Source organism: Allobosea sp. LC85 (genome assembly GCF_000735605.1).
GTDB lineage: Bacteria > Pseudomonadota > Alphaproteobacteria > Rhizobiales > Beijerinckiaceae > Allobosea.
The window spans coordinates 51,672-76,052 of the sequence record NZ_JPKG01000020.1 but is presented as its reverse complement, the minus strand read 5'-3'; the positions used below and the strand labels follow the sequence as shown (position 1 = coordinate 76,052).

25 protein-coding genes and 1 pseudogene are annotated in these 24,381 nt (G+C 65.3%); 17 read left to right on the top strand and 9 right to left on the bottom strand.

Annotated elements, in window-relative coordinates; translation table 11 throughout:
- Positions 1-2: 2 nt before the first annotated feature.
- From FG93_RS10370 to FG93_RS10335, 8 genes are all read left to right on the top strand, one after another.
- The gene (locus tag FG93_RS10370) at positions 3-977 is read left to right on the top strand and encodes an ABC transporter permease (protein WP_043234209.1); all 975 of its coding nucleotides are present in this window, start codon (positions 3-5) and stop codon (positions 975-977) included.
- Complete coding sequence (locus tag FG93_RS10365; protein ID WP_043234207.1) at positions 977-1,390, top strand: cytidine deaminase; 414 nt, start codon at positions 977-979, stop codon at positions 1,388-1,390. Before FG93_RS10370 ends, FG93_RS10365 begins: the two co-directional genes overlap by 1 nt.
- A gap of 56 nt (positions 1,391-1,446) precedes the next feature.
- On the top strand, positions 1,447-2,259 hold the full coding sequence (locus FG93_RS10360; RefSeq protein ID WP_043234206.1) for a purine-nucleoside phosphorylase: 813 nt from the start codon (positions 1,447-1,449) through the stop codon (positions 2,257-2,259).
- 2 nt (positions 2,260-2,261) lie between these two features.
- Positions 2,262-3,023, top strand: coding sequence for a deoxyribose-phosphate aldolase (gene deoC, locus FG93_RS10355; RefSeq protein ID WP_043234204.1), 762 nt, complete (start codon positions 2,262-2,264; stop codon positions 3,021-3,023).
- Complete coding sequence (gene deoA, locus FG93_RS10350; RefSeq protein ID WP_043234203.1) at positions 3,023-4,351, top strand: thymidine phosphorylase; 1,329 nt, start codon at positions 3,023-3,025, stop codon at positions 4,349-4,351. Before deoC ends, deoA begins: the two co-directional genes overlap by 1 nt.
- Positions 4,348-5,292: a glyoxylate/hydroxypyruvate reductase A gene (locus FG93_RS10345; protein ID WP_043234202.1), complete on the top strand. Its 945-nt coding sequence runs from the start codon at positions 4,348-4,350 to the stop codon at positions 5,290-5,292. The genes deoA and FG93_RS10345 overlap by 4 nt, the downstream gene beginning before the upstream one ends.
- A 101-nt stretch (positions 5,293-5,393) precedes the next feature.
- Positions 5,394-6,752: an esterase-like activity of phytase family protein gene (locus tag FG93_RS10340; protein ID WP_043234200.1), complete on the top strand. Its 1,359-nt coding sequence runs from the start codon at positions 5,394-5,396 to the stop codon at positions 6,750-6,752.
- Between the two features lie 215 nt (positions 6,753-6,967).
- The gene (locus FG93_RS10335) at positions 6,968-7,330 is read left to right on the top strand and encodes an SPW repeat protein (RefSeq protein WP_043234271.1); all 363 of its coding nucleotides are present in this window, start codon (positions 6,968-6,970) and stop codon (positions 7,328-7,330) included.
- 73 nt (positions 7,331-7,403) lie between these two features.
- Here the strand turns inward: FG93_RS10335 and FG93_RS10330 are convergent.
- A pseudogene (locus tag FG93_RS10330) lies at positions 7,404-7,760 on the bottom strand (ATP-binding cassette domain-containing protein); the annotation flags it as partial.
- A gap of 28 nt (positions 7,761-7,788) precedes the next feature.
- On the bottom strand, positions 7,789-8,490 hold the full coding sequence (gene nth / locus FG93_RS10325) for an endonuclease III (protein ID WP_052513597.1): 702 nt from the start codon (positions 8,488-8,490) through the stop codon (positions 7,789-7,791).
- Between the two features lie 20 nt (positions 8,491-8,510).
- Here nth and FG93_RS10320 point away from each other — a divergent pair, with 20 nt between their 5' ends.
- Entirely contained in the window at positions 8,511-9,050 is a 540-nt protein-coding gene (locus FG93_RS10320; protein ID WP_052513596.1) for a DUF2244 domain-containing protein, read from the top strand.
- A 70-nt stretch (positions 9,051-9,120) separates the two neighbouring features.
- Positions 9,121-9,507: an SgcJ/EcaC family oxidoreductase gene (locus tag FG93_RS10315; protein WP_043234198.1), complete on the top strand. Its 387-nt coding sequence runs from the start codon at positions 9,121-9,123 to the stop codon at positions 9,505-9,507.
- A 135-nt stretch (positions 9,508-9,642) separates the two neighbouring features.
- Here FG93_RS10315 and FG93_RS10310 read toward each other — a convergent pair whose 3' ends face one another.
- Complete coding sequence (locus FG93_RS10310; RefSeq protein ID WP_043234196.1) at positions 9,643-10,245, bottom strand: class I SAM-dependent methyltransferase; 603 nt, start codon at positions 10,243-10,245, stop codon at positions 9,643-9,645.
- A 199-nt stretch (positions 10,246-10,444) separates the two neighbouring features.
- Between FG93_RS10310 and FG93_RS10305 the strand changes: the two genes are divergently transcribed.
- The gene (locus FG93_RS10305; RefSeq protein ID WP_043234265.1) at positions 10,445-11,347 is read left to right on the top strand and encodes a methylated-DNA--[protein]-cysteine S-methyltransferase; all 903 of its coding nucleotides are present in this window, start codon (positions 10,445-10,447) and stop codon (positions 11,345-11,347) included.
- Between the two features lie 13 nt (positions 11,348-11,360).
- Here FG93_RS10305 and FG93_RS10300 read toward each other — a convergent pair whose 3' ends face one another.
- The 4 genes from FG93_RS10300 to FG93_RS10285 all read right to left on the bottom strand — a co-directional run bounded on the left by FG93_RS10300 (position 11,361) and on the right by FG93_RS10285 (position 16,437).
- On the bottom strand, positions 11,361-13,073 hold the full coding sequence (locus tag FG93_RS10300; RefSeq protein WP_210165826.1) for a hypothetical protein: 1,713 nt from the start codon (positions 13,071-13,073) through the stop codon (positions 11,361-11,363).
- 208 nt (positions 13,074-13,281) lie between these two features.
- Entirely contained in the window at positions 13,282-14,310 is a 1,029-nt protein-coding gene (locus FG93_RS10295; protein ID WP_043234263.1) for a proline racemase family protein, read from the bottom strand.
- 13 nt (positions 14,311-14,323) lie between these two features.
- Positions 14,324-15,262, bottom strand: coding sequence for a PfkB family carbohydrate kinase (locus FG93_RS10290; RefSeq protein ID WP_043234195.1), 939 nt, complete (start codon positions 15,260-15,262; stop codon positions 14,324-14,326).
- On the bottom strand, positions 15,259-16,437 hold the full coding sequence (locus FG93_RS10285; protein WP_043234261.1) for a fumarylacetoacetate hydrolase family protein: 1,179 nt from the start codon (positions 16,435-16,437) through the stop codon (positions 15,259-15,261). The genes FG93_RS10290 and FG93_RS10285 overlap by 4 nt, the downstream gene beginning before the upstream one ends.
- Before the next feature lie 208 nt (positions 16,438-16,645).
- Here FG93_RS10285 and ugpB point away from each other — a divergent pair, with 208 nt between their 5' ends.
- From ugpB to FG93_RS10260, 5 genes are all read left to right on the top strand, one after another.
- Positions 16,646-17,968, top strand: a complete 1,323-nt coding sequence (gene ugpB, locus FG93_RS10280; RefSeq protein ID WP_043234194.1) for a sn-glycerol-3-phosphate ABC transporter substrate-binding protein UgpB — start codon at positions 16,646-16,648, stop codon at positions 17,966-17,968.
- A gap of 61 nt (positions 17,969-18,029) precedes the next feature.
- Complete coding sequence (gene ugpA / locus FG93_RS10275; protein ID WP_043234193.1) at positions 18,030-18,911, top strand: sn-glycerol-3-phosphate ABC transporter permease UgpA; 882 nt, start codon at positions 18,030-18,032, stop codon at positions 18,909-18,911.
- On the top strand, positions 18,911-19,669 hold the full coding sequence (locus FG93_RS10270) for a creatininase family protein (protein WP_043234191.1): 759 nt from the start codon (positions 18,911-18,913) through the stop codon (positions 19,667-19,669). The genes ugpA and FG93_RS10270 overlap by 1 nt, the downstream gene beginning before the upstream one ends.
- Positions 19,669-20,517 (top strand): sn-glycerol-3-phosphate ABC transporter permease UgpE, encoded by an 849-nt coding sequence (gene ugpE / locus FG93_RS10265; protein ID WP_043234190.1) that lies wholly within the window; start codon positions 19,669-19,671, stop codon positions 20,515-20,517. The genes FG93_RS10270 and ugpE overlap by 1 nt, the downstream gene beginning before the upstream one ends.
- A 71-nt stretch (positions 20,518-20,588) precedes the next feature.
- The gene (locus tag FG93_RS10260) at positions 20,589-21,668 is read left to right on the top strand and encodes a sn-glycerol-3-phosphate import ATP-binding protein UgpC (protein WP_043234189.1); all 1,080 of its coding nucleotides are present in this window, start codon (positions 20,589-20,591) and stop codon (positions 21,666-21,668) included.
- Between the two features lie 56 nt (positions 21,669-21,724).
- On the opposite strand, the gene FG93_RS10255 is transcribed toward FG93_RS10260, so the two are convergent.
- On the bottom strand, positions 21,725-22,990 hold the full coding sequence (locus tag FG93_RS10255; RefSeq protein WP_052513595.1) for an alkyl sulfatase dimerization domain-containing protein: 1,266 nt from the start codon (positions 22,988-22,990) through the stop codon (positions 21,725-21,727).
- A gap of 144 nt (positions 22,991-23,134) precedes the next feature.
- Positions 23,135-23,521, bottom strand: coding sequence for an STAS/SEC14 domain-containing protein (locus tag FG93_RS10250; protein WP_043234259.1), 387 nt, complete (start codon positions 23,519-23,521; stop codon positions 23,135-23,137).
- A 111-nt stretch (positions 23,522-23,632) separates the two neighbouring features.
- Between FG93_RS10250 and FG93_RS10245 the strand changes: the two genes are divergently transcribed.
- Complete coding sequence (locus FG93_RS10245; protein ID WP_043234188.1) at positions 23,633-24,271, top strand: glutathione S-transferase family protein; 639 nt, start codon at positions 23,633-23,635, stop codon at positions 24,269-24,271.
- Positions 24,272-24,381 lie beyond the last annotated feature (110 nt).

The window sequence follows — 24,381 nt, the reverse complement described above, 5'->3', positions numbered from 1 at the left end:
CCATGGACTGGCTCACCACTATCGCCGTCATCCTCGATTCCACGATCCGGCTGTCGATTCCGCTGCTGTGTGCAGCGCTCGCGGGACTATGGTCCGAACGCTCCGGCGTGGTCGATATCGGACTGGAAGGGAAGATGCTGGTCGCGGCCTTCGCCTCGGCTGCCGCAGCCTTCGTGACCGGCTCCGCCTGGGCGGGGCTCGGCGCCGGTATCCTAGCCTCGGTCCTGCTCTCGCTCGTCCATGGCTTCGCGGCGATCACCTGGCGCGGCAACCAGATCGTCTCAGGCGTCGCCATCAACATGCTGGCGGCCGGTGTCACCGTCGTCCTCGGCAATGCCTGGTATGGGCAGGGGGGACGGACGCCGCCGCTCGAAGGGGCGGCGCGCTTCGGCGACCTCTCCCTGCCCTTCGCCAAGGCAATGCGCGAGCACATCCCAGTCCTCGGCCTTCTGTACGATGAGGTCATCTCCGGCCATGGGGCACCGGTCTATCTTGCCATCCTCGCGGTTCCGATCACAGCCTTCGTGCTGAAGCGCACGCGCTTCGGCTTGCGGCTGCGTGCTGTCGGCGAGAATCCCGCAGCCGTCGATACGGCCGGCATCTCCGTCGCCGGCCTGCGTTATGGCGCGGTGGTGATCTGCGGCGTGCTTTGCGGACTGGGCGGCACCTATCTCGCGGTCTCGCAATCGGCCGGCTTCCTGCCGCAAATGACGGCGGGAAAAGGTTTCATCGCGCTCGCCGCCGTGATCTTCGCCAATTGGCGCCCCTGGCCGGCGCTGGGAGCCTGCCTGCTCTTCGGGCTGCTCGATGCCATCGCGATCCGGCTTCAGGGCGTGCTGCTTCCCGGAATCGGGCAGGTTCCCGTGCAGGCGATCCAGGCCCTGCCCTATCTTCTCACCGTCATCCTGCTTGCAGGTTTTATCGGCAAGGCCGTACCGCCAAAGGCCTCGGGCCAGCCCTATGTGAAGGAGCGTTGATGAGCGAGCCCACGCCCAATTTCGACACCCTCTTCGCCACGGCCAAGCGCGCGCAGATTCGGGCCTATGCGCCCTATTCCAAGTTCCGGGTCGGCGCTGCAATCCTCGACGACAACGGTGCGATCCATTCCGGCTGCAATGTCGAGAACGCCTCCTATCCCGTCGGGGTCTGCGCCGAGGCTGGCGCCATTTCAGCGATGATCGCGGCCGGCGGACGGGCGATCCATGCTATTCTGGTCCTTGGCGATGGCGAGGAACTGGTTACCCCCTGCGGCGCCTGCCGCCAGCGCATCCGCGAGTTCGCGGGCCCGGAAACGCCGATTGCGATTGCCGGTCCCGATGGCGTGCGTGCCCGGTTTTCGCTCGCCGAGCTGTTGCCAGCCTCGTTCGGACCGGCCAATTTGCGCGCCTGATTTGCGCAAGGCTGCGCGCATCCGCGCGCAGGCCGAACCCGATACCGAGGCATGGAATGGCGGCTGATCCGAGTTTCGACAAGGCAGCGGGAACGCTGATCGACCGTGGCGTCGACGGCGGTATCGACTGCGTCTTCGTGCTCGGCACCGGGCTCGGCCGCATCGTCGACGATGTGGTCGACCCGATCATTATTCCATTCGCTGAAATCCCCGGATTCCCGCAAGGTCACGTCTCCGGCCATGCCCGCGCGATCTGCTATGGCACACTGCATGGCAAGCGGGTCCTGATCTTTCAGGGGCGAGCGCATTTCTACGAAACCGGAGATCCTGCGGTGATGCGCGTGCCGATCGGCATGCTGACCGCCTTCGGCTCACCGCCGCTGGTCCTGACCAATGCATCGGGCTCGCTGAAGCCGGACCTGCGCCCCGGCGGCCTCGCCCTGATTACCGACCACATCAATCTCAACGCGCCCAACCCACTGATCGGCGACACCGGCGACGGACGTTTCGTGCCGATGGTCGATGCCTATGATCCGCATCTGCGGGCGCGCCTGAAAAAGGCGGCGGCTGCTTCGGGCGTCAATATGGGCGAAGGCATCTACATGTGGTTCTCGGGGCCGAGCTTCGAGACCCCGGCCGAGATCAGGATGGCGAAGATGCTTGGCGCCGATCTCGTCGGCATGTCGACCGTGCCGGAGGTCATCATCGCGCGCCGGCACGGCATTCGCGTCGCCGGCATCTCGGTGATCACCAATATGGGAGCGGGCATTCTTGGCGGTGCGCCAAACCACGGCGAGACCCGCGACGTTGCGGCGGCTGCGTCGGCGGGTCTGCGCCGCCTGTTCCGCTCCTTCCTGGCGGAGCTCTAGGCATGACCGATCTGGAAGCCGCAGCCCGCGCACTGAGCCTCCTCGACCTGACCGATCTGTCGGATCAGGCGAGTGAGGCTGGCACCCTGCAACTTTGCGCGCGCGCAGTCGCGGCGCCGGGCCCCGTTGCCGCCATCTGCATCTGGCCGCGCTTCGTCGAGATTGCGCGCAAGGCACTGCGCGACTCGACCGTGAAGATCGCGACCGTGGTCAATTTCCCGGCCGGTGGCAGCAATTGCACGCTGGCTGCCGGCGATGTCGCGGAGGCGCTCGGGGACGGCGCCGATGAGATCGACCTCGTTCTGCCCTGGCGCGCCTTCCTCGATGGCGACAGCGACATTGCCCGCGAGATGGTGGCGAGCGCCAAGGACCAGTGCGGCGACAGGCTGCTGAAGGTTATCCTTGAAACCGGAGAGTACCCCGACCTCGACGCGGTAAAGCGAGCCTCGGAGCTCGCCATCTCGGCCGGAGCCGACTTCATCAAGACCTCGACCGGCAAGACAGCCCATTCCGCCAGCCTGCCGGCAGTCGAGACCATGCTGACCGTCATCAAATCAGCCGGTCGGCCGGTCGGCATCAAGCCCTCAGGCGGGATCAAGACGCTCTCCGACGCAAGCGCCTATCTCGCACTGGCCGACAAGGCGATGGGGCCGGACTGGGCGAAGCCCTCCACCTTCCGCATCGGCGCCAGCGGGCTGCATCAGGTCCTCGTTGACATCATCGAGGGCAAGACCGCCGGCGAACGGATCGACGGAGCCTATTGATGCGGCTGCCCCAGGAGATCATTGCCGCCAAGCGCGATGGCGGCACGCTTCCCGGCGAGGATATCCGCCAGATCGTCGCCGGGCTGACCGACGGTTCCGTCAGCGAGGGCCAGGCCGCCGCTTTCGCCATGGCCGTATTCTTCCGCGACATGAACGCCGAGGAACGCGTTGCCCTGACGCTCGCCATGCGCGATTCCGGCACCGTTCTGAACTGGGACGACCTGGCTGGCCCCGCACTCGACAAGCATTCGACCGGCGGCGTCGGCGACACGGTGAGCCTGCCTCTGGCGGCGGTCGTCGCGGCCTGCGGTGGCTATGTGCCGATGATCTCGGGACGCGGCCTCGGTCATACCGGCGGCACGCTCGACAAGCTCGATGCCGTGCCCGGATATGTGACGCAGCCGGATATCGCACTGTTCCGCAAGGTGGTGCGCGAGACCGGCTGCGCCATCATCGGCCAGACCGCCAATCTCGCCCCCGCCGACAAGCGCCTCTATGCCATCCGCGACGTGACCGCGACGGTCGAGACGATCCCGCTGCTGGTGTCCTCGATCCTGTCGAAGAAGCTCGCCGCGGGCCTGCACGGCCTCGCCATGGACGTAAAATTCGGCTCCGGCGCTTTCCTGCCCGACTTCAACAAGGCGCATGACCTAGCGGAAGCGCTCGTCGGCGTCGCCAACGGTGCAGGCCTGCCGACAACAGCGCTGATGACCGACATGGCCGAGCCGCTCGCCTCGGCTGCCGGCAACACGCTCGAAGTCGCTTACGCGCTAGACCATCTGACCGGGCGGCGGCGCGAACCGCGCTTCCATGAGGTGACCGTGGCACTGGCCGCCGAAATGCTGCTGCTCGGCAAGCTCGCGCATAATCTCGCTGAAGCCCGCGCGAAGATCGAGGCGGCCTTCAGCAGCGGGGCGGCCGCAGAGCGTTTCGCCGAGATGGTGGCCGCGCTTGGCGGCCCGGCCGACTTGCTGGAGAAGCCGACGAAGCATCTCGCACCTGCCCCGGTCGTCCGGGCCGCCTATCCGGCAATGAGCGGAGCCGTGCGCACTGTCGACACGCGCGGCGTCGGGCTTGCCGTGGTGGCACTCGGCGGCGGGCGGACGCGGCCGCAGGACGCGATCGACCATGCTGTCGGGCTTGTCGAACTGGCAGGGCTTGGCCAGGACGTCGGGCCGGAACGCCCTCTTGCAATCATCCATGCCCGCGACGAGGCCAGCTTCACTGCGGCCGAGGCCCGGCTGCAGCGGGCCTACACACTCGGCGAGGATGCGGCCGGACACGGTCCGCTGATCGCACAACGCATCACGGAGATCTCAGGATCATGAGTCTGCTTCTGGCAATGACCGGTTGGCATGTCGAGGATTGGCGGGAGCGTTTTGCCGCCCTGCTGCCGGAGCTCCCGGTCGTCACGCTCGGCGAGCCCTTCGACCGCCGCGCGGTGCATTACGTTGCGAGCTGGAAGCATCCCGAGGGGAGCCTCGCCGGCCTGCCCAATCTCGCGGCGATCTTCTCGCTCGGCGCCGGCGTCGACCACATCTTCGCCGATAGCCGCCTGCCGCCGGTTCCGATCGCGCGCGTGGTCGATCCTGACCTGACGACGCGCATGAGCGAATACATCGTGCTGCACTGCCTGACGCATCTGCGCCAGCAGCGCCGCTACGACCGCCAGCAACTCGCCAAATCCTGGGAAGACGACCGCAACCAGCCGGCGGCCCGCTCGGTGCGTGTCGGTGTCATGGGGCTCGGCGAGCTTGGGCTCGACGCGGTTCGAAAACTGCAGATCCTCGGCTTCGACGTCGCTGGCTGGAGCCGTTCTCCGAAACGCGTCGACGGACTTGCCACCTTTGCGGGGGAGGACGGCATGGCCCTTTTCCTCGCCCGCACCGATATCCTGGTCAGCCTGCTGCCGCTGACGCCGGATACGCGCGGTGTCATCAATGCAAAGCTTCTCGGCGGGCTGGCGCAGGGTGGACGACTCGGGGGGCCGTTCCTGATCAATGCCGGCCGCGGCGGTTTGCAAGTCGAGGCCGATATCCTTTCCGCGCTCGACTCCGGCACGCTGAAGGGGGCGACACTGGATGTGTTCGAGACCGAGCCGTTGCCGGCCGACTCCCCGCTCTGGAGCCACCCGGCTGTGACCGTGACACCGCATAATGCCGCGATGTCGGAGCCGGAGGCGATCGCGACGCTGATCGCGGCGCAGATCCGGCGGCTGCAGGCCGGCGAAGCGCTGGAGCATGTCGTCGATCCGGCACGGGGGTACTGAGCGGCCTGCCGCTTCGTCACGCAAGCGTCACGGCACCGTCGTTGGGCTGAGATGCTGCACGGCCAAGCCGGCACGGTCTCATCACCGCGCCGGAGTGTCCCATGCGCCTTGCCCTCGCCGCAGCCCTGCTGCTGTCCTCGACCATGCTCGCCGGTGCGCAGGACGCGCCGAAGGAGTTCCCAGCCAAACTCGTCGGCCATGCGCTCCTGCCGGCCAACACCATCGTCCCGGCCCCGGCCGATGCGCCGGCCGACCTCAGGGTCTCCGGCAAGTTCGTCCAGCCCGGCAAGCGCGTCGAGGCCGTCGGCACCGTGATGGGCACGTCGGGCGGCCGCCCGACCGGCCTGTCCACGCCATTTGCCGGTCAGCCGGTGCAGGGCTTCTCCGGCATCCGCTCGCTCGGCAATGGCGAGTTCCTGGTGCTGACCGATAACGGCTTCGGCGCCAAGGTGAACTCGCCGGACGCGATGCTGTTCTTCCATCGCCTCAAGGCCGATTTCAACGGCGGCAGGATCGAGCGCCTCGCGACCACCTTCCTGCACGATCCCGACAAGAAGGTGCCGTTCCGCATCGTCCATGAGGGCACCGAGAAGCGCTATCTGACCGGCGCCGATTTCGACCCCGAATCCATCCAGCCGATCGGCGGCAAGTTCTGGATCGCTGAGGAATTCGGACCCTACCTGATCCGCGTCGACGCCGACGGCAAGGTCGAGGCGGTGTTCGAGACCATGGTCGACGGCAAGCCGGTGCGCTCGCCCGACCATTACGCCGTGACGACACCCGGCGCACCGAACCTGCCCGTCGAGTTCAATGTGCGCCGCTCCAAGGGCTATGAGGGCATGGCCGCCTCGCCGGATGGGCGCTTCCTTTACCCGTTGCTCGAAGGCCCGCTCTGGAATGCCGAGACCAAGGGCAATGAGGAGGTCGACGGCAAGGAAGTGCTGCGCATCCTCGAATTCGACGTGCAGAGCGAGAAGTGGACCGGGCGCTCCTGGTTCTTCCCACTCGAGCAGAAGGGGCTGGCCATCGGCGATTTCAACATGATCGATACCACCACGGCGTTGATCATCGAGCGCGACAATGGTGAAGGCACCGCCGACAAGGCCTGCGCGCCCGGCCAGAAGGGCCCCGACTGCTTCCACGACCTCGCCAAATTCAAGCGGATCGTGAAGATCGAGATGACCGACGCCAATGTCGGCAAACCGGTGCGCAAGATCGGCTTCATCGACCTGATGAAGACCGCCGACCCGGACGGGAAGGCGAAGCAGGGCGCCATCGACGGCGTGCTGCCTTTCCCCTTCTTCACCATCGAGAACGTCGATGTCGTCGATCGCGCCACCGGCATCATCGTCGTCGGCAACGACAACAACCTGCCCTTCTCCTCGTCGCGCGACCCGAAGAAGGCCGATGACAACGAACTCGTCCTGCTCTCGGTCAAGGACCTGCTCGACGCCAGGTGAGCGAGGCGGCCCGGCTTGCAGCCGTCAAGTCGTGGCCAAGTAAGCCTCTCGCAGCGCACAGCACTCGCAACGTCATGGCCGGCCTCGCGCCGGCCATTCTCGTTTCGGCCCAGCGACCTTGAACAGCTCTGCGGGAAACACTACATTTTCCCTTACCAAGCGCCTTCGGGCGCTAGGCATGGTGGTTCGGGTGATCGTCACTGATGGAGGTGATCATGTTGACCGCGAATACGGAAGGCAGACGGCCGCAGGACTTGTGCAACCTTCTGCTCGCCGCGTGCCTGTTCATCTCTCCCTGGATCTTGGGTTTTACGGGCGACATGATGGCTGCCCGCAACGCCTGGATCATCGGCGTCGTGCTCGCTCTCGTGGCGGTCGCGGCGCTCTCGATGTTCAGGGAATGGGAGGAATGGGTGAACCTGGTGCTCGGCGTCTGGTTGATGGCAGCTCCCTGGGTGCTCGGCTTTACCGGCAACTTCAACGCGTTCTGGACCCACACGATCCTCGGCGTGCTGACGGCTGCTGTATCGGCCTGGGCTGTCTGGGACTACCGGCACGAGCCGCACGCAACGGCCTGATCGCGCCGCAACGCGGCGCGATCTCCTGACCCGCCGCTGCGAGGCGGCGGGCCCTTATGCCTGCCAGCCAACGCTACGCCTGGCCACGCGGCGCGCCCGGGCCCGGAGTGGCGCGCGCAGGACATTTTCCCGAGATGTTCATCGCCAGCACCTCGTCCTGCGTCACGTCGCCGGTGCGTGCGGTACCAACAACGCGGCCGTTCTTCATCACGCTGACCCGGTCGGCGAGATCGAAGACATCGTGCAGGTCATGACTGATCAGGAAGATGCCGATCCCCTGACGTTTCAGTTCAAGGATGAGGTCGGCGACCTGCTTCGTTTCCGCAGGCCCGAGCGCTGCCGTCGGCTCGTCCATGATCAGGACCCGGGCGTTGAAGTAAATCGCGCGCGCTATCGCAACCGACTGGCGCTGGCCGCCCGAGAGCGCCTTAGAGCGACAGCCTATCGCGAGAAAGGCGTCAAGCCACCCGTTTGTCGGGGGAGTCGCAGAGATCGTTGAGCAGGCAGCGGCCGCATTCGGGGCGCAGCGCCTTGCAGATATAGCGACCGTGCAGGATCAGCCAATGATGGGCGTGGCGGCCGAATTCGGGCGGTACGACCTTCTCCAATCCCACCTCGACTGCGAGCACGGTCCTGCCCGGCGCGATGCGCAGGCGGTTGGCAACGCGGAAGACATGGGTGTCGACGGCGTGGGTGATCTCGCCGAAGGCAATGTTGAGCACGACATTGGCGGTCTTGCGCCCAACGCCCGGCAGGCTTTCGAGCGCAGCGCGTTCGGCGGGTACCTCGCCACCGAATTCCGCAATCAGCTTCTCGCTGAGCAGGATCACATTCTTCGCCTTGGTGCGGAACAGCCCGATCGTCTTGACCAGTTCGCGCACCCTGTCCTCGCCGAGCGCCAGCATCTTCTGCGGCGTGTCGGCCAGTTCGAAGAGCTTGCGCGTCGCCTTGTTGACTCCGGCATCCGTCGCCTGGGCCGACAGCACGACGGCGACCAGCAGCGTGAAGGCGTTCGTTGCCTCGAGCTCGCCCTTCGGCTCGGGATTGGCTGCCTGGAAGCGCAGAAAGATCTCACGGATGCCTGCCGCGCTGCGCGGTCTCGGTGTCGTGATCTTCGACAGGCCCTGGGCGCGGCCCGCGGGCCTGTTCTGTTCGCTCATGCGGGCGTTATAATTGCGCGATGAGCATCGGCAAGCACGATTGCGATGGAGACGCCGGAGAGCGGACGCAGATCTCGGAGCGGCCGGTCTTCGACGCGACCATCACCCCGCATCGCTCGCTCGGGCGGAACGGCTTTCGCATCGTGATGATGCTCGTCTGCCTGGCCAGCATCGTCTCCTCGATCCCCTTCGTCGTCCTGGGCGCCTGGCCCGTCGCCGGCTTCTTCGGCCTCGACATCCTCGCGCTCTTCATCGCCTTCAAGGTCAATTTCAACGCGGCGCGCGCCTTCGAGCGCATCGTGGTGACCCCACTCGAGGTCCTGCTGCGCAAGGTTTCGCAGCACGGCAAGGAGGCGATCTGGCGCTCCAATCCAGCCTGGACAAAACTCGAGAGGGAACAAGACGAGGATTACGGGCTGATGGGGCTCTCGCTCGTCTCGCGCGGCCGCAGCGTATCGGTGGCTGCCGCGCTCTCGCCGCAGGAGCGGGAGGGGTTTGCGGACGCACTCGGGGCCGCGCTCGCGAGTGCAAGACAGGGTGCGGATTTCAGCGCGGCGTGAGGGCCAGCAACATCACACACCCAGCGACGCATGTTTCCCGCGCGGGGAGTCGACCCATGAAGGAGGCGGCATGAGCGATGACGAGAGTGAGATCCGCGCGCTCATCGAGAATTGGCTCACCGCCAGCAAGGCGGGCGACGTCGCGTCGGTGCTGGAGCTGATGACTGAGGATGTCATCTTCATGACACCGGGACAGGCCCCTTTCGGCAAGGCGACCTTCGCCGCGATGTCCGACACCATGAGCGACCTCAAGATTGAAGGCAGCAGCACGATCCACGAACTGAAGGTTCTTGGCGACTGGGCCTTCGTCCGCAGCCATCTCGACATGACCGCGACATCTCTGGGCACAGGCTCATCGCGGCACCGGGCCGGCTACACGCTGACCCTGTTCAAGAAGGAGGCAGACGGGCGCTGGCGGCTGGCACGTGATGCCAATCTGCTGACGGAGGTGGAGTGAGCCGCGAGCGGCGGAAAGGGCACGCAGTGTCAACCCGGACTTGGAGGGGCATCCAGCGCCGGGAACGGACCTCCCGAAGTAACGACATCGGTTGTCTCCCTCCGCTGCGCCCCCGAAACCGGTTCCGCGTGGCGATCAACGAGATTGGGCGAGCCAGATTGTGTGCCCACCGCAGTCCGGATCCTCGGCGATATGGGACACCACGTCGAAGCCGTTCTCATCGAGCAGGACCCTGTACTCCGCCGGGGCCAGGCTGCCGTGATAGAGCGGCTCACCCTGGAAGGAGCCGATTGCCTCGCCGTGCCGAGGGCCACTGGTGAACATCAGCGCCGCGTTCGGCGCAGCATGCTCTTTGAAGACGGGGAACATCAGCCGCTGATCTTCGGGGTTGAGATGAAAGAAACTGTCCCAGGCGATCAGTCCGTCAAAGCGGCGTTCGAGCGAAAGCCTGCGCATATCGGCGACCTGCCATTCATCAGTCGGGAAGCGCTGCCTGCAGAGCTCGACCAGGGGCCCGGAAGCATCGATGCCGGTCACGCCATGGCCACTCTCGATGAAATAGCGCGCAATCGGTTCCGCGGCGCCGCAGCCGATATCGAGAATCGATGCCCTGGCCGGCAGGAGCTGCAGGAAGCGATCAAGCCAGGGTCTTTCGACAAGCATCCTGCCTCGCGCCTCGTCGAAGGCCCGGGCATGGCGCTGATAGAGGCCGATGATTTCCTGGTCGGGACGGGACATGGTGGCGTGCGGCTCGAATCGCGTGGCAAGGCCGCGGAGCTTGCCAGCTTTCGGGTGGAGGCGGCATTCTCCCGCCCCTAGATTCCCGGTCATGATCCATGACACGAGGCTCACGACCATGAACGCTCAGGTCCCGATGAAAACGGCAATGACACCGACCCGCTTCTCCAATGCCGTGCTCGCCCGCGCCGCGCAGGCCATGCCGGCCGAGGCGGATTTTCCGGCCGTTGCGCCCGGATCCGACTACGATACGGTCCGGCGCATCCTGGCCTACATCACGGAGAACTGGCGCGAGCAGCCGACGATCGAGGCGATCGCGGAGGCTGCCGGCGCGACCCCGACTGACGTGCACCATCTCTTCCGGCGCTGGTGCGGTCTCACCCCCAAGGCCTTCCTGCAGGCGATCACGCTCGACCATGCCAAGGGTCTGCTCGGGTCGTCGGCCAGTGTGCTCGACACGGCGCTGGAGGTCGGGCTCTCGGGCCCCGGCCGATTGCACGACCTCTTCGTCACGCATGAGGCGATGTCGCCCGGCGAGTGGAAGAGCGGCGGCGAGGGCCTGCGCCTCTCCTACGGCTTCCATGAATCGCCCTTCGGCGAAGCGCTGATCGTGGTGACGGAACGTGGGCTTGCCGGGCTCGGCTGGGTTTCGACCAGCGTCGATGGCGGCAAGGTCGTCGGCGGCCGGGCGGAGGCACTGGCCGACATGATGCGGCGCTGGCCGCATGCCGATTATCGCTTCGACCCGGCCTCGACCCGGCCCTATGCCGGCCGGATCTTCGATCCGAAAGCCTGGACAGCCGAGACGCCATTGCGGGTCGTGCTGATCGGCACCGATTTCGAGGTGCGGGTCTGGGAGACCCTGCTGAAGATCCCGGTCGGCCGGGCAACGACCTATGGCGATGTCGCCTGTCATCTCGGCCGGCCAACGGCGGCGCGGGCGGTCGGCATGGCGGTCGGCAAGAATCCGATCTCCTTCGTCGTGCCCTGCCATCGCGTCATCGGCAAATCCGGGGCGCTGACCGGCTATCACTGGGGCCTGACGCGCAAACGCGCCATCCTTGGTTGGGAGGCAGGCCAGACCGGCGGGGTGACTGCGTGAGAGGCAGCCTCCCTTACTCCTTCAGATACATGTCCCAGCAGGGCGCCAGCGCGACCAGCCGGCGCCCTCTCAGCGCCTCAGAGAAATGCGTCGCAATGGTATCGCGCGCCGTCGTCAAAGGGCATTTCGGAACCAGGATGGCGTCGACCTGATTCAGGCTCTCCAGCGTCGGCGGATCGATCTCCGGTGTGGTCCGGCCGGGATCGACGCCGATCGGCACGTGTCTGGGCGGCCTGCGGTCGAGCAGCTGGTTGAACGGGTCAGTGAAATCGAGCGTGAAGAGACTATCTAGCCGGCGCCTGTTGGCCGCTTCCCAGGCACGGATCGCCGTGATGCCCTGCTGGACTTCGAGCAGCCAGGTCGCCTGATAGTCGATCTCCGAATAGAGGATGTAGGAGGGCAGTTCGCCGCGCTGGACGAGATCGCGATAGCCCGCCTGCTGAGCCGCGTAGTGCTCGAGCATGACCACGGCACGCTCGGCGATGTCGGGCTTGACGCTGACCCGGCCGAGCGGGCCGAGATCCGGCACGGCAAGCGCCTTGTAGTTCACCGCGCCGATGACGGCGCGCGCGCCGCGCTCGACGAAGATCAGGGCGGATGGCAGGGTGACCATGAGGACCAGCACCGTCACGATCCTGCCGAGACGGTCACTGCGACCACTCCATTCGATCAGGATCAGCAGGAGGACGGGCCAGAGGCCGATGAACTCGAGCGAGCCCGTGTTCTGTGTCTCGAACAGGGTCAGCGCCAGGAGAACCGCGGCGAACCACCCAAGCGGCGAGGCCAGGAGCCTGCGCAGTTGCACCAGCGTAAGCCTGCTCCCCTCGAGCCAGGCGGCATAGGCCAGGGCGGCAAGCAGCAGCAGGCTCGGCCCGACGACGTTGAACTTCACCGAAGCGACGGTGAGGAAGCGAGGCAGCAAGGCACCGGTGTTCAGGCCGAGCAGGATCAGGATGTCATCGACATAGGCGCGCACGATGCCGGTCACGAAATCGAGCGGGGCAAGCACGGCAATGACCAGCACCGCGGCGACGGACGCGTCGCGCAGGCGCATCCGCCCGGCCAGAACCGCATAGCCGACGAGGAACGCCCCAGACACTGCACCCGTGACCTTGACCAGGAAGAGGGTGAGCATCAGCAGGACGACGAGCCCCACCTGCAGGCGGCGCGCATCGACGAAGAGCAGTGCCGACACGAGCAGGTAGAGCAGCAGGCTGATATGGCGGTTGTAATGCCCGAAGCCATCGAAGCCTGGCATCGGATACAGGCTGTGCAGGTTGATCGGCATCGACGCGAACAACAGGAAAGGCAGCAGCAGGGCCAGGGCCTGGCCACGCGAGCGCTGCCCGACATGGACGACGATCAGCGCCATCATCGGCAAGGCGACCGGCAATACGCCCCAGTTCGCCAGCAGCATCGGCTGCGCCTGCGGGAACAAGGCGTGGAGCCAGGTCACAAGATAGTAGCCGAGTGGGCCGACGGGAGCGAAGAAGTCGATATTGGGCAATTGCCCTATCTCGATGCGCTGCGCGGCATCGAGATAGATGTTCGTGTCCCAGTAATTGGGGCCCAGCGGCAATCGCAAGGGTAGCATCAGGCAGACGATGACCGCTGCTACGAAGGCAGCCAGCCAGACCAGCGGTGAACCCGCGAGCCGACCCAACACCTGCACGACGCCAAGCGCGGAGCCGGGCCTTCTGCCCTCTCTCATGTCCCCAACCGTCATGCCCGGATCCTTGGCGTCACGGCCAACATGACAGAGAAACCTTACTCGTATCCTGCGCGGGCAAAGCCAATGCACTCTGCGGTCGCGTGAAGGGGCGGCGGCACTCCCCGCGCCATCGCGGGGAGCGTGTTCAGCGCCGTGCAGAATTGGGTGCACGATGACAGGGCGAAGAGCGAAGCCCCTCGCAAGAGCCCGCGGCAGATCGTTCTCATCTTTCGTGCGGGTGACTGATCTCCGCGAAACGAGCCGGCAAGGCGAAGCCGAGTCCGAGCGGATCGTCAGCCTCGATGATGAAGGCGCCCTCGCCTGCGAGATAGCTGAGACCACCGACCTCGACGGTGACCGCTCCCTCGGCGGGAAAGGCAGCGGGCCCGAGGACACGCCCCGAGAAACGGCCGCCCGTGATACTGCGAAAACTCCGTGTCCTCCCCATCCCGACCAAGCCCTTGGCGTGGTCGAGCGCCATGCGGGCGGTCACGCCCGAGCCGGTTGGTGAACGGTCGATCTGCCCCTCAGCGAAGATGCAGAGGTTGAAGCTGGTCTCGCCCGGGCCGGCCTCGTCGGTCACGATCGTACCGTAGAGAAAGCCGAGATCGGGCTCCGTCGGATGCGTGATCGGCGTGCCGGCCCGCACAGCATCGGTCAGGGCAGCCGCAGCCTCGGTCAACCGCTCGACCGGGGTTTCGAAGAGATCGAGCCCGAAGCGCGAGGCCGGAAGGATGCAGTAGAAGGCTCCGCCATAGGCGATGTCGGTCGTGATGCTTCCGAAATCCGGCACCTCGACGACGCGGTCGCGGGCATGAGCGAAGGCCGGCACGCTCTCGAAGCGCACCTCTCCGACCTTGCCGTCGGCGACCTCGCAGGCGAGTCGAAGCAGGCCGCAGGGTGCCTCGATGGCAAAACGCGTGACGGGCTCGACCGCCGGCACCAGGCCGCGCTCGATCGCATAACGGCCGAGCGCAATGGTGGCGTGGCCACACATCGTCGAGTAGCCCTCGTTATGGGTGAAGAGCACGCCGAAGGCAGCCTCGGGATGGCTCGCCTCGACCGGGATGACGCCATACATGCCGGCATGGCCGCGCGGTTCCAGCATCATCGCCCGGCGCAGATGGTCGTGGCTGTCGCGCGCCTGCCGCCGCTTGTCGAGAATTGTCGCCCCAGTCAGTTCGGGATATCCGGCCGTAACGATGCGCACCGGCTCGCCGCAGGTGTGATAGTCGAGATAGCTCAGGCGCATCGGCGCGTTCCTCTCACTCATAGGGCGGCTTGGGTGTCAGGCGCGGCGGATCGCAGCCGCGCCGGCCGCAGGTCTCGGCCGCGACCTGTGCCGCGAAGTCCATTGCGGATGCGGCAGCGCCGTCCGACAGCCCGCGCAGTCTTGCTCCGAGTTCGCCAGCCTGCGCGAGCGAGGCGAGGAATGCGCCGATGAAGCTGTCGCCGGCGCCGATCGTGTCGACCAGCTCTGTAACGGGAACGAAGCCGCGAATGATCTTGCCCCCGGCCCGTTCGAGCGTTGCTCCGCGACCGCCCTCGGTCAGCAGGATCGACGATACGCCCCGGTCGAACCAGCAGCGCAGCGGCGCAGCGTAGCTGCCGGGATAGAGCCAGTCGGCATCGTCCGTACTGAGCCGGATGAGGTCGGACAACGCCATGCGCTGCTCGATAGCGGCAAGCGCCGCCTCCCGCTCCGGCAGCGCCGGCGGCCTGATATTGAGGTCGTAGCTGGTGCTCAGGCCGGCAGAGCGCGCCTGCCGCAGCAGCGCCAACGCCGTGTCCCCGGAGGGGCCGATAGTCGCTCCGAACGAGGTGACATGCAGATGACCAAAGCCCGTAAGGCTGCCGGGCAATGGCGGCGGCTCGGCCAGCGCCGTATCGGCAAGGTGGAAGTGATAACGCGCCCCGCCATCGGCCCCAAGCGGAGCGACGACGGCCAGTGCCGTGGGAGCGTCGCTGTCCGCAATGAAGCGCTGATCGATCCCCTCCGCCACGAGCCGGGCCTGGAAGCGCCGGCCCGTGATGTCGCGCGACAGCGTCGCGCAATAAGCCACGGCGCCGCCGCAGCGGGCGAGCGCCAGCGCCGTGTTGAAACCGGATCCGCCCAACACGGACTGATAGCGCTCGCCGTGCTCATCCTCCGGCACCAGATCGGCGAGTGCTTCGCCAAAGACGAGGACCGCCCCCTGGTTCACAGAAGCCCGCGCTTCGCCAGATTGCGCATCAGGTGCGAGACGCCGAAGGTCCAGGGCTCGCATTCATCGGTACGGCGCATGCAGTTGACGAGCGCTCCCAGTTCCGGCGCGGCAATCGTGACGATGTCGCCGTATTTGTGGGTGAAGCCGCCGCCCGGCGTATCGCGATCCTTGATCGGCGCGAACATGGTGCCGAGATAGAGCGCCGCACCATCGGGATACTGATGGTTCGGATTGAGCATCTGCGCAGCAAGATCAGCCGGATCGCGGCTGATCTTGGCTATAGAGGACGAACCTTCGAGCTTGAAGCCGTCCTCGCCCTCGACCGTCAGCGTCACGGTCGTCCTGCGGACATGATCGAGCGAGAAGCCGGCATCGAAGAAGCGGATGAAGGGGCCGACCGCAGCCGCAGCATTGTTGTCCTTGGCCTTGCCGAGCAGCAGCGCCGAGCGGCCCTCGACGTCGCGCAGATTGACGTCGTTGCCGAGCGCTGCTCCGACGATGACACCGGTCGAGGCGACGATCAGCACGATCTCCGGCTCGGGATTGTTCCAGGTCGAGGCCGGGTGCAGGCCGGCATCGACGCCGGTGCCGACAGCCGACATCGGCGGCGCCTTCGTGAAAATCTCGGCATCCGGACCGATGCCGACCTCGAGATACTGGCTCCAGGCGCCCTGCTTGATCAGGACGTCCTTGAGATGCATCGCCTCGGGTGAGCCGGGCTTCAATTTCGAGAGATCGTCGCCGATGAGCTTGCCGATCTCCTCGCGGATCGTGGCGGCCGCCGCCGGATTGCCCCGCGCCTTCTCCTCGATCACGCGCTCCAGCATCGAGACCGCGAAGGTCACCCCGGCGGCCTTGACCGCCTGCAGGTCGAGCGGCGCGAGCAGCCAGGGCTTCGTGGCATCGCGGTGCGCGGGCGGCGTGTTTGCAAGGATGTCGGCAAGCGTGCCGATCGCCTCGCCCTTGGCGGCGCGCAGGGCTGCGGCGGGATCGGCCGTCTCGCAGAGATCGCGCATCGTGGCGAAGGCAGCGGTGATATCCACAAGTTCATCGCCGCGCAGAACGACGACTGCGGGGCCGGCGACGTCAGGGCGCCAGACCCGGCCAGCGAGCGCGGCGATTGCGGCGTCCGCCGGCAAAGTGTTCCGTGGCGTCAGGGCAAGCTCGGGCATGATCGTTCGTCCGTTGGTGAAATTGTCGCGATGAAGGTCGCAAGCGAGAACAGCCGCTTCGCCGCCAATGTGCAAGAGTGCAGGGACGCGGATCAGACATGGCGCACATGTCGTGCGATTGTCATTGAAACGTCACCTGTTCTTCATGCTAGCTTGCGCACCAACGACAAGAGCAGCCCGCACGAGCGGGGCCGTAAGGGAGAGATAGATGACATCCAGATCGCGCTTGATGATTTCGGCTGCGCTGCTGACGCTGGCCGGTGCGGCTCCGGCCGTCGCGCAGACAGAGATCCAGTGGTGGCATGCGCTGACCGGCGCCAATAACGACGTGGTCGTGAAGCTGGCCGAGGAATTCAACGCCTCCCAGAAGGAATACAAGGTCGTTCCGGCCTATAAGGGCTCCTATCCCGATACGCTGAATGCCGGCGTCGCCGCCTTCCGGGCCGGCACCGCGCCGCACATCCTGCAGGTCTTCGAAGTCGGCACCGGCACGATGATGTCGGCCAAGGGCGCGGTGAAGCCCGTCCACGAACTGATGAAGGAAGCCGGCGAGACTTTCGATCCAAAGGCTTATTTGCCGGCGATCACCGGCTACTACTCGACCGCCAAGGGCGACATGCTCTCCATGCCGTTCAACTCGTCGAGCATGGTGATGTGGTACAACCGGGACGCCTTCAAGAAGGCGGGCCTGAACCCCGACGCCCCGCCGAAGACCTGGCCCGACGTCTTCGAGGCCGCCAAGAAGCTGAAGGCGGCCGGCTGGGACAAGTGCGGCTTCTCGAATGCCTGGGCGACCTGGGCCAATATCGAGCAGTTCGGCGCCTGGCATAACGTTTCGCTGGCGACCAAGGCCAACGGCCTCGACGGCTTCGACACGGTGCTGAACTTCAACAGCCCGGCCTTCCTGAAGCACTGGACCAATCTGGTCGAGATGCAGAAGGACAAGACCTACGATTATTCCGGCCGCACCAATAATGGCGAAGGCCGCTTCACCTCCGGCGAATGCCCGATCTTCCTGACCTCGTCGGGCTTCTTCGGCAACGTCAAAGCCAACGCCAAGTTCGACTGGGCCAACGCCCCGATGCCGTATTATCCCGACGTGCCGGGTGCCCCGCAGAACTCGATCATCGGTGGCGCCTCGCTCTGGGTGATGGGTGGCAAGAAGGCTGAAGAGTACAAGGGCGTCGCCAAGTTCTTCACCTTCCTCTCCAATGTCGACCGTCAGGTGAAACTGCACACCGAGTCCGGCTATCTGCCGATCACCAAGGCGGCCTATGCCAAGGTCAAGGAGTCGGGCTTCTACAAGGACAAGCCTTATCTCGAGACGCCGCTGCTCGAGCTCAACAACAAGGAGCCGACCGAGAATTCGCGTGGCCTGCGTTTCGGCGGCCTGGTCCAGATCCGCGACATCTGGTCGGAAGAGCTCGAAGCGGCGCTGAACGGGCAGAAGACGCCGAAGGCCGCGCTTGACGCCGCCGTCGAGCGTGGCAATCAGGCGCTGCGCCAGTTCGAGCGGACCGCCTCGCGCTGAACCGGTCATAACCCAGAGCCGGGGCATCCCGCCCCGGCTTTTCTCTTGCTTTACGGGCTGCATGCAGAAGAACGCCTATTTCCGGAGCCTGACGGTCCCGCTCCTGCTGCTCCTGCCGCAGCTCGCGATCACGGTCGTGTTCTTCTACTGGCCAGCGAGCCAGGCTGTCTGGCAGTCCTTCCTGCTCGAAGACGCGTTCGGCACGTCGACCCAGTTCGTCTGGTTCGAGAATTACCAGAACCTCTTTTCCGACCCGGGTTACTTCAAGGCACTGCGCAACACTGCGGTCTTCTCGACCTTTGTCTGCGTGCTCTCGCTGTCGATCGCGCTGCTCTTCGCCGTGATGGCCGACCGGCAGATCCGTGGCGCGGAGATCTACAAGACGCTGCTGATCTGGCCCTATGCAGTCGCTCCCGCCGTCGCCGGCGTGCTCTGGATCTTCATGTTCGATCCCTCACTCGGCATGCTGGCACGCGGACTGCAAAGCCTCGGCATCGCCTGGAATCCCCGGCTCAACGGCAATGACGCCATGACGCTGGTGATCCTCGCCGCGACCTGGAAGCAGATCAGCTACAATTTCCTGTTCTTCCTCGCCGGGCTGCAATCGATTCCCAAAAGCGTGATCGAGGCGGCCGTGATCGACGGCGCGCGACCGATGCGCCGGTTCTGGACCATCATCTTCCCGCTGCTGTCGCCGACGACCTTCTTCCTGCTCGTCGTCAACATCGTCTATGTCTTCTTCGACACCTTCGGCATCATCGACACGGTCACCGGCGGCGGTCCCTCGGGCGCAACCGAGACGCTGGTCTACAAGGTCTATTCCGACGGCAAGGGCGGCTCCAATCTCGGCGGCTCGGCGGCTCAGTCGGTGATCCTGCTGGTCATGGTCATCGCCATGACGGCGGTGCAGTTCCGCTTCATCGAGCGCAAGGTGAACTACTGATGGCCTCGGCGCTCTGGAAGGAACTGACGGCCGAGGACCTGCGTCAAAAGGCAGCGAATGATGCGATCGTCGTCCTGCCCGTAGCCTCGATGGAGCAGCACGGACCGCATCTGCCGGTCGGCGTCGACACCATCCTGTGCGAGGGCGTCTGCAAGGCCGCGGCGGAGCGTGTGGACGAGACTGATGTCGTGGTCGCTCCGACGCTCTGGTGCGGCATGGCCGAGCACCACATGGCTTTCGGCGGCACCTTCACCTTCGACATCCCGACCTATCGGGCCGTGCTGCTTTCGCTCCTCAGGAGCCTTGAGCGGCATGGCTTCCGACGAGTCGTGATCGTCAACGGCCATGGCGGCAATATCGCCGCGCTCGGTGCCTTCCTGCCCGATTTCGCCCGCGAGACCGGCCTGCGCATCATCGCAACCACCTATTTCGAGCTGGCGCAGACCGCGATGCTGCCCTTCATGCAGGATCAGACCAGCGTGATGCATGCCTGCGAGATCGAGACCTCGATGATGATGGTGCTGGCTCCGGAAACAGTGAAGCAGGAGCGGCTGGGGCAGGCCTTCGGCATGCTCGGCACCGATCCGCGCGGCCTGATGCGCCCGACCGTCGCGCGCTACCGCCCGTTCTGTGAGATGACGGAGACCGGTGTCATCGGCGATGCGCGGCGCGCGACACCGAAAAAGGGCGAGGAATTTCTCAACGCCTGCGCCGAGGCGCTCGCAGCCTTGCTGCGCGACGGGGAGGTCTGGCACTGATGGTCGAGGACCGCCGCTTCGGCGACATCGTCGCCTATATCATCCTGACGATCGGCGTGCTGATCGTCGCCTTTCCGGTCTGGCTGACCTTCGTCGCCTCGACCTGGGATGCTGCGACCATCATCAACGGCCAGCTGCCGCTCTATCCTGGCCCGCATTTCTTTGAGAACTACTACCGCATCCTCTTCATCGGCACCGCGAGCTCGACCCGCGAGCCGGTGGCCGTGATGATGTTCAACTCCTTCGTGATGGCGTTGGCCATCGCGTTCGGCAAGATCATCATCTCCGTGCTCTCTGCCTATGCGGTCGTCTATTACCGCTTCCCGTTTCGGATGGCGGCGTTCTGGATCATCTTCGTCACCCTGATGCTGCCGGTCGAAGTCCGCATTTTCCCGACTTTCAAGGTCGTCTCCGATCTCGGCATGCTCGACACGTACCAGGGTCTGGCCGTGCCGCTGATCGCCTCGGCGACCGGCACGCTGCTGTTCCGGCAGTTCTTCATGACGATCCCGGACGAACTGCTCGAGGCCTCGAAGATCGACGGCGCCGGCCCGTTCAAGTTCTTCAAGGATACGGTGGTGCCGCTCTCGCTCACCACGATCGCGGCGCTCTTCGTCATCCAGTTCATCTATGGCTGGAACCAGTATCTCTGGCCCCTGCTGGTCACCACCAAGGATTCGATGCAGACCATCGTCATCGGCATCCGCAAGATGATCACCACGGCCGATGCTCTCACCGAATGGCAACTCGCCATGGCGACCGCGATGCTGGCGATGCTGCCGCCCGTCTTCGTCGTCATCGCCATGCAACGGCTCTTCGTGAAGGGCCTGGTGGAAACCGAGAAGTGACATTGCACGCCGGCCGACCGGCAAACTGAGCCGATCGCCGATACCCCGTTACCGACTGACCAAGGAACCCAATGGCCCAGGTTACTCTCTCCAGCGTCAAGAAGGTCTATGCCGGCGGCGTCGAGGCCGTGAAGGGCGTCTCATTCGACATTCCCGATGGCGGCTTCTGCGTGCTGGTCGGCCCCTCCGGCTGCGGCAAGTCCACCTTGCTGCGCATGGTGGCAGGCCTGGAGACGATCTCGTCCGGCGAGGTTTCGATCAGCGGCAGGGTCGTCAACCAGATCGAGCCGGCGGACCGGGACATCGCCATGGTGTTCCAGAACTACGCGCTCTATCCGCATATGAGCGTCTACGACAACATGGCCTATGGCCTGCGCAATCGCGGCACGCCGAAGGATGAGATCGAGAAGCGGGTCAAGGAAGCAGCCCGCATCCTCGCGATCGAAGGCCTGCTGGAGCGCCGGCCGCGCCAGCTCTCCGGCGGTCAGCGCCAGCGCGTCGCCATGGGCCGCGCCATCGTGCGCAAACCCCAGGTCTTCCTGTTCGACGAGCCACTCTCCAATCTCGACGCGAAGCTGCGCGTGCAGATGCGCGTCGAGATCAAGAAGCTGCAGCGGGCGCTCGGCGTCACCGCGATCTATGTCACTCACGACCAGGTCGAGGCGATGACGCTCTCCGACAAGCTCGTGGTGATGAATGGCGGCGAGGTCGAGCAGATCGGCGTCCCGGCCGAGGTCTACCGCAAGCCGGCAAGCCGCTTCGTCGCGACTTTCATCGGCTCGCCGCCGATGAACCTGCTGCCGGCAGCCATTGACGGACCCGGCATCGTTGCGCTCGGCGACGCACTCCTCGAAGCGCGCGACCTCAAGCATGACCTTGCATCGGGAACGAAGGTCGAAGTAGGCCTGAGGCCGGAGGATATTGAGATCGCCTCCGAGGGCCAGGCCGGGGCCCTGCCCTTCGATGTCGAGTTCATCGAGGAGCTGGGAGCGACGCAACTCTTCCACGGCAGGCTCGCCGGACAGCCCTTCGTGATGCAAGCCGCAACCGGCGATGTCGCCGCCGAGGCCAGGCGCCTGTGGATTTCGGTCGATCCCGACCGCGTCCACGTCTTCGATGCGCAGTCGGGCGTCCGGCTGGGTCGGGAATAAGCAGATCCACAGTAGAGAGGACTGCGGGGGGCGAAAGCAGCCGCTGGACGCGCTGCTCAGTCCCTCGATCGCCGTTCTGCATCACGCTCGTAAACGGCGAGGAATGCCTTGCCCATCAGCGAGCTTTCGCCGTCGATGGCCTTGCGGAGCACCTCGCCCCGTATGGCCTGAATCCGTCCATCCCCGGGCGCGGCGGAACTGGCGAATTCGGCAATGTGAACCGCGAGGCGTGTCTGGCCTTCCTCGGCCAGCGCTGCGGCTCGTTCGGCCAGTTTCGCGGCACCGCCTGCGAGCCGAGCCAATTCGGACGCAAGATCAGCGTTCTTCGCCGGCTTCAGGCTTGCGGGATTTCCGTCAAACCAACCCGCATAGAAATGGTAAATGCCCCGGACGAGGAATTCGGGATCATCGTATTTCGGCAGGAGATAGGGCTTCGCCAGATAGGCGGCCGGGACCTTGACCGCGTGCAGGACCTCGTCGAGCGTCGCGCCCTTGTTCATCAGCGCCAGGGTTTCGCCGACCAGATGCTCGAGGGCTTCGGCTCCGTCGCGCAGCATCTGGGCCACCCGGCCCTCTCCGAAAATGACCGGACCATGACCGGGAATCAGGATGTCCGGCTTCAGGCGCTCCATCCTCCGCAAGGCGACGGCCCACTCGGCGGCATAGCGCTGGACCTTGCGCGGGTTGCCTGCGTTCGGGAAAACCCAGATCACGAAGTCCCCGCTCGCCAGGACGCGCCGCCGCGGCAGCCAGACGAATGTGGCATCGTCGGTCTCGCCGCGCCCGTGAATGAGTTCGAGCTGTTCGCCGCCGATCGCAAGCGACAGCGTGTCGTCATAGACCTCATCGGGACGCCGCTGGCCGACAGGGTAGACATAGTCCAGCTTGTTGAACTGCTGTCCCTGCACGATGCTGTTGAAGCCATGGGAGGCTTCATATCGCTCCATGCGGCGCAGGACGTTGCGATGAGCGATGATTCTCGGCCGAGGCCTCGCCCTCGCATCCGCCTCCTCGTCGATGACCTTGATGCCGCTGGTGTGGTCGATATGACCGTGGGTGTAGATCACGGTGTGGATGGGGCTGTCGTCCCAACTGCGGATTGCTGCCAGCGTCTGGCTAGCGGTGTCTGGCTTGGCCGTATCGATCAGCACGAGGCCTTCAGTCGTCCGAATGGCTGTGACGCTGCCGCAGAAATAGGTTGTGTGGACGGTGATGATGTTCTCTGCCACCGAGGTGATGACGCCTGCGGAGACCGCCTCGGTCCATTCTTCCATCTGCACCGCGCCACTCCAAAGGCGCTCGAACAACGCGTCCTGCGGCATGTGAGTTCCTCCGTCGACCAGAGCCCCTCGCATAGCACCGCTGGGGAAGAATGACAGGCCGCAGACACGCACCACAGACGCGCGCTGTCAGCTACCGGACGGGCGCACGGTCAGTCAGGGCAACGCGCTCCCTGCAAAAGCAATCTATGCCTCCGGCCCGCCTTCTATCTCGCTGACCCAGATCAGCGCCGCCTCGTACTCGATCGGCTTGAAGCAGCGGATTTCGACGAACGGAATGATTGGATTGGCGATCGCCACCAGCGTTTCGATCCAGCCCTTGTCGCTGATCAGGGCCTCACGCGGAAAGCGCCTTAGCTCGAACATCTTGCTGAAGCCGTAGCGCAGATCCCTGGCGCCCGCCCGGAGCGTGATGTCGTGAAAGCCGGTCAGGTCGGCAAGAATGCCGATCTTCTCGTGCCGCGCCAGCCGCGCCTCGATATCGGCGATCAGGCTGTCATAATCGTCCACGGTCAGCGTGCCGGAGAGGCGATAGGCCGCGACATGGTCGGGCGCAGCGAGGATTTCCAACATGAGCGCCATCCTTTCGCTTCAGCCAACGCGGGAGTTGGGCCGAAGTTCGGCTGCTGCCATTGCACGGTCACGCGTCAGGGTTAGTCTCGCGCGCCAAAGGAGGAACGCGGCATGAGCGATGAACTCGTCTTCTACACCAATCCGATGTCACGCGGCCGGATCGTGCGCTGGATGCTGGAGGAGGTCGGCCAGCCCTATCGCACCGAGGTGGTCGGCTTCGGCCCGCCGATGAAGGCGGCCGAGTACAAGGCGCTCAACCCGATGGGCAAGGTGCCGGCCCTGAAGCATGGCGAAATGATCGTCACCGAATGCGCCGCGATCTGCGCCTATCTCGCGGACGCCTTTCCACAGGCGGGGCTTGCGCCTGCGCCGGGCAGCAAGGAGCGCGGTCCCTATTACCGCTGGCTCTTCTTCGGCGCGGGCCCGACCGAGGCTGCGGTGACCAACAAGACGCTCGGTGTCGAGGTTCCGCCGGAGAAGGCCGGCTGGGTCGGCTATGGCTGCTTCGCCGATGTCATGGACACGTTGGAGAAAGCGGTATCGCAGGATGAGTATCTGGTCGGCGACCGGTTCAGCGCGGCTGACGTCTATCTCGGCGCGCAGATCGGCTGGGGCTTGCAATTCGGCACGATGGAACGGCGGCCGGCCTTCGAGGCCTATGCCAAGCGACTGCAGGCCCGCCCGGCAGCGATCCGCGCCAATGAGATCGACAATGCGCTGATGCCGGAGCAGCAGCCGGCGGCGGTATAGGCGTCGCTCCACGCTGAGCGCATGCCAAACCCGGCCTCCGGCCGGGTTGTTGTGCTGCTGCGCATCGCCTAATCCTGCGCAAACCGGCCAGCTATCTCGCTGGCCGTTCC